This window comes from Sulfitobacter sp. HI0129 (assembly GCF_001635395.1).
Taxonomy (GTDB): Bacteria; Pseudomonadota; Alphaproteobacteria; order Rhodobacterales; family Rhodobacteraceae; genus Sulfitobacter.
The window spans coordinates 1-8497 of record NZ_LWGH01000532.1; the positions used below are offsets into that span (position 1 = coordinate 1).

At 63.8% G+C, this 8497-nt stretch carries 11 protein-coding genes and 1 tRNA gene; 8 read left to right on the forward strand and 4 right to left on the reverse strand.

Annotation, left to right across the window (positions count from 1 at the left end):
- The coding region (locus A3764_RS14515; protein WP_067951705.1) for an ABC transporter ATP-binding protein at nt 1–1186 on the forward strand (1186 nt) is incomplete at its 5' end.
- A 107-nt stretch (nt 1187–1293) separates the two neighbouring features.
- Here the strand turns inward: A3764_RS14515 and A3764_RS14520 are convergent.
- A tRNA-Thr gene (locus A3764_RS14520) sits at nt 1294–1369 on the reverse strand.
- A 114-nt stretch (nt 1370–1483) separates the two neighbouring features.
- On the opposite strand from A3764_RS14520, the gene A3764_RS14525 reads away from it, so the two are divergent.
- Nucleotides 1484–2722: a class I SAM-dependent RNA methyltransferase gene (locus tag A3764_RS14525; protein WP_067923441.1), complete on the forward strand. Its 1239-nt coding sequence runs from the start codon at nt 1484–1486 to the stop codon at nt 2720–2722.
- An 80-nt stretch (nt 2723–2802) separates the two neighbouring features.
- On the forward strand, nt 2803–3309 hold the full coding sequence (locus A3764_RS14530) for a L,D-transpeptidase family protein (RefSeq protein WP_067923444.1): 507 nt from the start codon (nt 2803–2805) through the stop codon (nt 3307–3309).
- Nucleotides 3310–3342: 33 nt separating this feature from the next.
- Here A3764_RS14530 and A3764_RS14535 read toward each other — a convergent pair whose 3' ends face one another.
- Nucleotides 3343–3840 (reverse strand): CAP domain-containing protein, encoded by a 498-nt coding sequence (locus A3764_RS14535; RefSeq protein ID WP_067923447.1) that lies wholly within the window; start codon nt 3838–3840, stop codon nt 3343–3345.
- A 171-nt stretch (nt 3841–4011) separates the two neighbouring features.
- On the opposite strand from A3764_RS14535, the gene A3764_RS14540 reads away from it, so the two are divergent.
- Nucleotides 4012–4623 (forward strand): L,D-transpeptidase, encoded by a 612-nt coding sequence (locus tag A3764_RS14540; RefSeq protein WP_067923450.1) that lies wholly within the window; start codon nt 4012–4014, stop codon nt 4621–4623.
- A 134-nt stretch (nt 4624–4757) separates the two neighbouring features.
- Entirely contained in the window at nt 4758–4949 is a 192-nt protein-coding gene (locus A3764_RS14545) for a hypothetical protein (protein WP_067923453.1), read from the forward strand.
- A gap of 80 nt (nt 4950–5029) precedes the next feature.
- Here A3764_RS14545 and hemH read toward each other — a convergent pair whose 3' ends face one another.
- Both hemH and A3764_RS14555 read right to left on the reverse strand, forming a co-directional pair.
- Nucleotides 5030–6076 (reverse strand): ferrochelatase, encoded by a 1047-nt coding sequence (gene hemH / locus A3764_RS14550; protein ID WP_067923456.1) that lies wholly within the window; start codon nt 6074–6076, stop codon nt 5030–5032.
- A 51-nt stretch (nt 6077–6127) separates the two neighbouring features.
- A complete protein-coding gene (locus A3764_RS14555; RefSeq protein ID WP_067923459.1) occupies nt 6128–6946 on the reverse strand; it encodes an SAM-dependent methyltransferase in 819 nt (272 codons plus the stop codon).
- Nucleotides 6947–6960: 14 nt separating this feature from the next.
- On the opposite strand from A3764_RS14555, the gene A3764_RS14560 reads away from it, so the two are divergent.
- The 3 genes from A3764_RS14560 to A3764_RS14570 form a co-directional block, all read left to right on the forward strand.
- The gene (locus A3764_RS14560) at nt 6961–7692 is read left to right on the forward strand and encodes a ComF family protein (RefSeq protein WP_067923462.1); all 732 of its coding nucleotides are present in this window, start codon (nt 6961–6963) and stop codon (nt 7690–7692) included.
- A gap of 36 nt (nt 7693–7728) precedes the next feature.
- Complete coding sequence (gene grxC, locus A3764_RS14565; RefSeq protein ID WP_067923465.1) at nt 7729–7986, forward strand: glutaredoxin 3; 258 nt, start codon at nt 7729–7731, stop codon at nt 7984–7986.
- On the forward strand, nt 7986–8497 hold a 512-nt coding region (locus A3764_RS14570), incomplete at its 3' end, for a nitrilase-related carbon-nitrogen hydrolase (RefSeq protein ID WP_330220527.1). The genes grxC and A3764_RS14570, both read left to right, overlap by 1 nt.

Below are 8497 nucleotides of genomic sequence, written 5' to 3' on the forward strand. Positions count from 1 at the left end.
CATGGTCTCGGGGCAGGTGGTCGATACCATCACCAACATCAAGACGGTCAAGCTGTTCGCCCACGCCGACCACGAAGACCGGGCCGCACTGGGCGCGATGCGGACGTTTCGCGGCAAGGCGCTGGAGTTCGGCTATCTCGCCGCCGGGTTCCGGCTTGCCCTGATGAGCCTCGCGGGGCTGTTGCCTGTGCTGCTGCTGGGCGGCACGCTCGTGCTGTGGCAGCGGGGTATGGCGACGGAGGGCGACATCGTGGCCGCAGGTGCCATCGCGATTCGGATCGCGCAGATGACCGGCTGGGTCAGTTTCACGCTGATGCAGATCTATGCCAACGTGGGCGAGGTCGAGGACGGGATGCGCACCCTCACCCCGCGCGTCCGGATGGAGGACGGCGCAGAAGCCGTCGATCTGCAGCTGGCCGCCGCGCGGATCGAGTTCGACGGCGTCACCTTTGCCTATGGGCGCGAAACCGGCGGGATCGACGATGTGACCCTGACGGTGGAGCCGGGCGAAAAGCTCGGGATCGTCGGTGCCTCCGGGGCGGGGAAATCGACGCTCGTGGCGCTGCTGCTGCGGCTCTACGATACGGAATCAGGACAGGTGAGGATCGGTGGCACCGACGTGCGCGCCGTCACGCAGGAGAGCCTGCGCCGTCACATCGGCATGGTCACGCAGGAAACGGCGATGTTCAACCGCTCCGCCCATGACAACATCCTCTACGGTCGCCCCGATGCCACGCGCGAGGAGGTCATCGCCGCGGCAAAACGGGCGGAGGCGCATGATTTCATCCTCGACCTTCGCGACCACATGGGCCGCCGCGGATACGATGCGCATCTTGGCGAACGCGGCGTGAAACTGTCGGGCGGGCAGCGGCAGCGGATCGCACTGGCCCGCGCTATCCTGAAAGACGCGCCCATCCTCGTGCTGGATGAGGCCACCAGCGCCCTCGACAGCGAGGTCGAAGCCGCGATTCAGGCCGCGCTCGATCGGGTAATGGCGGGGAAAACCGTGCTGGCCATCGCCCACCGCCTGTCCACCCTGACGGAGATGGACCGGATCGTGGTGATGGACGCCGGGCGCATCGTCGAAGAGGGCAGCCACGAGGACCTGCTCGCCAGAGAGGGACTTTATGCCCGCTACTGGGAACGCCAGTCCGGCGGCTTTCTCAACGTCCGCGCGGCGGAGTGAGGGCGTTGGGGGCCTGATTCCTGCGGGGACTGCGCACCCGCTGCGCTACGCCCTTCTGAAGGGAAGGGTCACCTTCAAGGGCAAGGCTATCGTAGCTAGCGAAGAAATGGTGCCTCAAGAGGGACTCGAACCCCCGACCTTGTCCTTACGAAGGACCTGCTCTACCAGCTGAGCTATTGAGGCGGACCGGGGCTGTGTTTAAACGCAGTGGGCGGGCCGTTCAAGCGGCAGCGTGACGCCTTGGTTCTTATTCCTGCACGCAGCGGGGCGGGCGGCGCCGGGAACAGGCAGGAACGGATGGATCAGTACACGGTAGAAAGGCTGGGCCTTCACGGGGACGGGGTGGTCGAGGGACCGCTTTTCGCACCGATGACCCTGCCGGGGGAGACGATCACCGGCTTGCCCGACGGCCAGCGGCTGACGGAGGTTCGGATCGTCACCCCTTCGCCCGAGCGGGTGGCGGCACCTTGCCGTCATTTCCGGTCCTGCGGGGGATGCCAGTTGCAGCACGCCGCCGATGATTTCGTCGCGGACTGGAAGATGCAGGTGCTGCACACCGCATTGGCCGCGCAGGGGCTGGAGACGGAGATCCGGCCCATCGTGACATCGCCGCCCGGATCGCGCCGCCGCGCGACTTTTGGCGCCCGGCGCACCAAGAAGGGCGCCATGGCCGGGTTCCACGCCATGGGCTCCGACGTGCTGATCGAAATACCGGGTTGCCTGATTCTCGAGCCGGAGGTGATGGAAGGTATGGAGGTTGCCCGTCATCTCGCCATCGCGGGCGGCAGCCGAAAGGCGGCGCTTGCGGTCACGGTGACGGCCTCCGACACCGGGTTGGACATTGCCGCGACGGGAGGAAAGCCGCTTGACGCGCCAGCGCGGCAGCAGCTTGCGGCCTTTTGCGATCAGGCGAATGTCGCCCGGCTGACATGGGACGGTGAGGTTATCGCGACCCTGTCCCCGCCCTATCAGACATTCGGGGCGGCCCGTGTTGTACCGCCGCCCGGTGCGTTTCTGCAGGCCACCCGGCATGGCGAGGCGGCGCTGCTCGATGCCGTGCGGGAGGCGATCGGTGCCCCCCGGCGGGTTGCTGACCTTTTCGCCGGTTGCGGCACCTTTGCCTTGCCGCTGTCTTCGGAGGCCGAGGTGCACGCGGTGGAGGGCGAAGGCGAGATGTTGGAGGCGCTGGAAGCGGGCTGGCGCAAGACGAGCGGCCTTAGCCCGGTAAGCACGCAGACACGGGATCTGTTCCGCCGCCCCTTGCTTGTCGATGAACTGGCGCGGTTCGACGCCGTCGTGATCGACCCGCCCCGGGCCGGTGCCGAAGCGCAGACGGCGGAACTGGTCCGCGCCCGGCCTGCGCGCATCGCCTATGTCTCGTGCAACCCCGTCACCTTCGCCCGGGATGCAGCCGTGCTGGTGGCGGGGGGCTACAGGCTCGACTGGGCGCAGCCGGTCGATCAGTTCCGGTGGTCGTCGCATCTGGAGCTTGCAGCGTGCTTTTCGATAGATGAAAATTCGCCACGTCCGCGATAACTTCTGCGTTTGACGGCTATGCGATTCCGCCGTTTTCGGGTATTCAGAAACAAATCAACAAAAGACAGAGGCATTGGCAGATGCAACGCAGGCAACTTCTCATGGGAGCGACCGCAGCTATTACGCTGGGCGCTTGCAGCAGCACCAACAACACCAAGTTCAAGCGGTACGACGGGCCGGAGGTGACGCAGGTCGTCGTGTCCAAACAGTCCCGGCTGATGTACCTGATGCACAAGGGCGAGATCCTTGAGCAATACAACATCCGGCTGGGCTTTGCCCCGATCGGCCACAAGATGTTCGAGGGTGACGGGCGCACGCCCGAAGGGCGCTACTACATCGATCGCCGCAACCCGAACAGCAAGTACCATCTGTCCATCGGCATTTCCTATCCCAACGCCGAAGATCTGGCGATGGCGGAATCCATGGGCAAGAAACCGGGTGGCGATATCTTCATCCACGGCCAGCGCAACCCCTTCAAGCCCGAGACATCGGACTGGACCTGGGGCTGTATCGCGGTCACGAACGCCGAGATCGAGGATATCTATTCGATGGTGCGGGACGGCACCCCCATCGTCATCGGCCGCTAGGACCGACCTGGCAGGGGCGCTGACCCTTCGGGGTCAGTTGCCCAGAACCATCGTCCACCAGATCTTGCCGTTGGATTCCTGATGCCAGGAGAAGCCCATGTTGCGCGCTTCGGGGGCGAGGATGATGCGCCGCGTGTCGGGCGAGTCCATCCATGCGGTCAGCGTTTCGAGTTCCGTTTCGTAGGTTTCAGAAATGACCTCTCCGACCAGGCCGCCGGTGTAGCCCACGCGCTGGATACGATCGACGGGGGAGGACCCGTCAGACCCGAAGTGCCATGGCCGCGCTTGAACCGCCATGTCCCGCGCATGGGTGGCCGCCGCCGCGTTGAGCTTTGCGTCGAGCTGAAGCTGGCCCGCGCCAGCCGCGCTGCGCAGGGCATTGACGGCGTCCAGCATCCGGAACTGAATCTCGCCTTCCTCGCTGGAACTGATCCGGTAGCCCGCGGAGCCGTCGGGCGTCGTCGGGTAGGAAGACGCGCAGGCGGACAGGACAACAGAGGCGGCAAACAGCAGGGAGATCAGTCTGATCATTGGAGGCTCCACGAGATAATACTTTCCGATCACTTACCGCGCCGGGCGTGGCAGGGCAAACGCACATCGGCGTTACTCTGCCAAATGACGCTTGATTGATTTGAAACTGCGTCTTTGCGCCCATATAAGGGACCGGATTGCACAAGTTCGTTCATCCAGCGGAGTCTCACGATGTCTGACGCACGTAATCCCCTTTCATCACGCCGGGCCTTTATTGCAGGGAGCGCCGCTTTGCTGGCGACACCGGCGCTGGCACAGAGCACGACAGGCGTGAACAGCGCCGCGACCACCGAAGCGGACGTAACCGTTGGCGGCAGCGCGCAGCGAAACATCTCCAGCTTCCGGCAACTGGATTGGCGCCCCTATTTCAAGGACACCCGCAATGGCGCCGTGCTCGTGGATATCGACACCCGCGCGGTGCATTTCTGGTCCCACGATCAGAGCGTCTACAAACTCTATCCCTCCAGCGTTCCGCTGACCGAGGATCTGACCCGCCGCGGTCGTACCCGCGTGATCAAGAAGGTGGAGGGCCCCAGCTGGCGCCCGACCCCGTCGATGCTAAAGCGTAACCCCGACTGGCCCGCCTATGTCGGCCCCGGTCCGGACAACCCGCTCGGTTCCCATGCGCTCTACCTCAGCTGGACGTATTACCGCATCCACGGTACGCACGACACGCGCAAGATCGGCCGCCGGTCGTCGAACGGTTGCATCGGGCTTTATAATGAGCATATCGCCGAACTGTTCGCGCTGACCACGGTCGGCACGCAAGTGTTGCTTATTTGACGACAATCCCTTGGGTTGTGCTGGGTGAATGCGAAAACCTGTTTTCTCGGGCTGCATCATGCTGTTTAGAAAGAGCATGAGGTAAGTTCGTAAGCGTATCCACATGAGTGGGCGCAACTACAGGAGGATTCACTATGAAAAAACTCGTTCTGGCGGCTGCTTTCGCTGCAACCGCATCCATGGCATCCGCAGGGTCTCTCGCCGATCCGGTTGTTGAGCCCGTCGTCGAAGCGCCGGTTGTCATCGTTGAAGAGCCAACAGGTTCCTCGGGCGGCATCCTGCTGCCGCTGTTCCTGCTGGCCGTTCTGGTCGCGGCAACTTCCTGAGTTTCAGGCAGATTCAGAATTTGGAAAAGGCGGTGCTTGCACCGCCTTTTTTCATGCCCGCTCCCCGTTGAACCAAAAGCCTAGTCTACCCAGCCCTGCAGGTTTTCCTCGATCACCTCGACCAGTGCTGAGACATGGGCGGCGTCATCGTTCAGACAGGGTATATAGGTAAATCGCTCGCCGCCCGCTTCCTCGAAGCTTTCGCGAATCTCTTCATTGATCTCTTCGAGCGTTTCAATGCAGTCGGCGGAAAAGGCGGGCGCGCAGACGGCGATGTTGCGATTGCCGGCCTTCGCCTGCCGCGCGACCTCCTCCACCGTATAGGGCTGGAGCCATTCTTCGGGGCCGAAGCGGGACTGGAACGTCGTGATGATCTGCGTGTCGTCCCATCCCAGCCGTTCTTTCAGCAGTCGCGTCGTTTTCTGGCACTGGCAATGGTAGGGATCGCCCTCCATCAGATAACGGGTCGGCACGCCGTGATAGGAGCAGACCAGCAACTGCGGCTTTTCGGCGGCGGCCGCATAGGCACATTCGATGGATTGGGCGAGCGCCTCGATATAGCTTGGTCTGTCGAAATAGGGGGCGACCGTACGGCTCGCCGGTTGCCATTTTTCCTTGCTGAGCGCTGCAAAGAACGCGTCATTCGCCGTGGCGGAGGTGGCTCCGGCGTATTGCGGGTAGAGCGGGAAGAAGAGGAGTTTCTGGCATCCCGCCTCGATCATCTGTTGTACTTTTGACCGGGTGGAGGGGTTTCCGTAGCGCATGCAGAAATCGACGATCACGTCATCGCCGTAGCGCGCTTTGACTTCGGCCTCGATCGCCGCGGTCTGCGCCTTGGTGATCGTCATCAGCGGGCTTTCGTTCTGCTCTTCGTTCCAGATCGATTTATAGGCGGCCCCGCTGGTAAAGGGGCGTTTGGACAGGATGACGAGTTGCAGCAAAGGCTGCCATTTCCACGGGCTGTAATCGATCACCCGGCGGTCGGAGAGGAATTCGTTCAGGTAGCGGCGCATGGACCAGTAATCGTAGTGGTCCGGCGTTCCGAGGTTCGCCAACAAAACGCCCACACGGGCTTGGGGCACCGCCGGGTGGTCGGACGGTGCGTGTGCCGGGCGGGATTTTGTCATGGTCTCTCCTGTTCTTGTAACGCCGATCACATAGCGGAGCGGTGACTTCGGTCAATCCGACAATGGTTTTTCCTGCGTGCCGAGCGCATCGGCGAGCCGTTGTTGTGCCGACCCGGGGCGCAGGGGTTTCGGCTGGGTGGCATCAGGGGCCCAACCGGCAAGAAATACCATTTCAAAGGTGGCGGTGATCGCCTTGTGCTGGCCCGGGAAATGGGTGGCGTAAAGCTCTGCCGCGCGATCCATCACGGCCCGGCGCGTGGGTCGGCGCAGCCGAGCGGCGAGCGCGTTGGTCTCCCCCATCGCGCGGAGATCGCGCATCAGGGCGTGCAGGTCATCGTATTCCACCCGTGTTGTCACGCTGTCGGCCACGGGCAGGGCCAGCCCCGCGCGCTGGAGCAGCCCGCCCCAGTCGCGCAGGTCCGCCATGGGGGCCACGCGGGGCGACAGCCCGCCTGAGATAGCGGCTTCGGCTTCGCCGAGACATCTGCGCAATTCATTGAGCGTCTGCCCTGCGTAGCACACCCCGAGGAACAGCCCATCGGGGCGCAGCGCCCGGCGGCTCTGGATCAACTGGCCCACGGGGTCGTTCGCCCAGTGCAGGCTCATGGCGTGGATCAGCAGATCATGCTGGTCGACCTCCAGTTGCAAAGTCTCGTCGTCCGCAACGATGCGCGCGGTCGGAAGCACATCGCGCCAGATCTCCGGCCAGCCGGTGACCACCGCGGGCGCGGTAAAGGACTTGTTAACGCTTTCAAGCCGATCCTCGATCTCGTCGATGGCGAGACGGTGCAGAAAATCGCCCGCTTCCGTTGCCCGACGGCGGCGGCTCTGAAGGGCGATGGGATCTGTCAGGATATTGGGTGGCGGCATGGAGCGACAATAAGGTGCAGGCGCGGGGACTTCAAACGGCACTGGCTGCGATATATCCGCCCAGGTGCCTTGGCTGCGGCATGACGGTCGGATCGGAATTCGGGCTTTGCGGGCCTTGTTGGCGCGATACGCCATTCATCGCGGGGGCCATCTGCGACAGTTGCTCCGTACCGCTGCCGGGTCCGGGCGAAGACGGGTTGACCTGTGATGCCTGCATGGCGGCGCCCCCGCCGTGGCGGTGGGCGCGGTCCGCGCTTATCTACGACGGGACGGGGCGAAAGCTCGTACTGGCGCTCAAGCACGGCGACCGGCAGGAGATCGCGCAACCTGCGGGCCGGTGGATGGTGCACGCCATGGGGGACAGGACATTGGCGGCCGATACCCTTGTCGCCCCCGTTCCGCTGCATTGGACGCGGACCATAAAGCGGCGATACAACCAGTCGGCACTGCTTGCGCGTTCGGTGGCGCGCCAGCTTGGTCTTTCGTGGTGTCCGAACCTCCTTCAACGGGTCCGGCGAACGGAGTCCCTCGACGGCCTGGGGCGGGAGGAACGATTCGCGCTCCTGCAGGGCAGCATGCGCATCCATTCGCGCCACGCGGCGTCTCTGGCGGGGCGGCCCGTTCTGCTGGTGGACGACGTGCTGACCTCCGGCGCGACCCTTTCGACCGCCGCGCAGTGCTGCCGTCACGCAGGATCGGGAGAGATTGCGGTGGCGACACTGGCGCGGGTGGCCAAAGAGACCTAAGTCCTGTGCAACACCTGATGCAGAAAGGATGAGGTCATGAAGCCTGTCGAGATCTACACATCGCCGCTGTGCGGCTTTTGCCACGCCGCGAAACGCCTGTTGAACCAGAAGGGCGTCAACTTCACGGAAATCGACGTGCTGTCGAATCCTGATCGCAAGGCCGAGATGGTGCAGCGCGCCAACGGGGGCCGCACCGTGCCGCAGATATTCATCGGCGACCAACATGTCGGCGGATCGGACGACCTGCATGCACTGGAGCGCGCGGGCAAACTCGACCCCCTGTTGGCGGACTGATGCGCGGCGCGCTTCTGCAACTGAACGCGAGCGACGATCCAGCGGAAAACCTGCCCCGGACGGTGGATTATCTTCGCGATGCGGCGGCGCAGGGCGCTCAGTTCGTGCTGACGCCGGAGGTGACGAACTGTGTCTCCACCAGCCGCGCGCAACAGGCAAAGGTCCTGCGGGCCGAAAGCGAGGACGAAACACTCGCCGCGTTGAGGGAAGAGGCCAACGCCCATGGGATCTGGCTGCTGATCGGATCGCTCGGATTGCAGACGGAGGATCCGGACGGGCGCTTTGCCAACCGGTCCTTCCTGATCGATCCCGACGGGGCGGTTCAGGCGCGCTATGACAAGATCCACATGTTCGACGTGGAAATCGACGAAACCGAAACCTACCGCGAATCGGCGGGCTACCGCCCCGGCACGCAGGCGGTGGTGGCGCAGACGCCTTGGGGCACGCTGGGGATGTCCATCTGCTATGACCTGCGCTTTCCGCAACTTTATCAGGCGCTCGTCGATGCTGG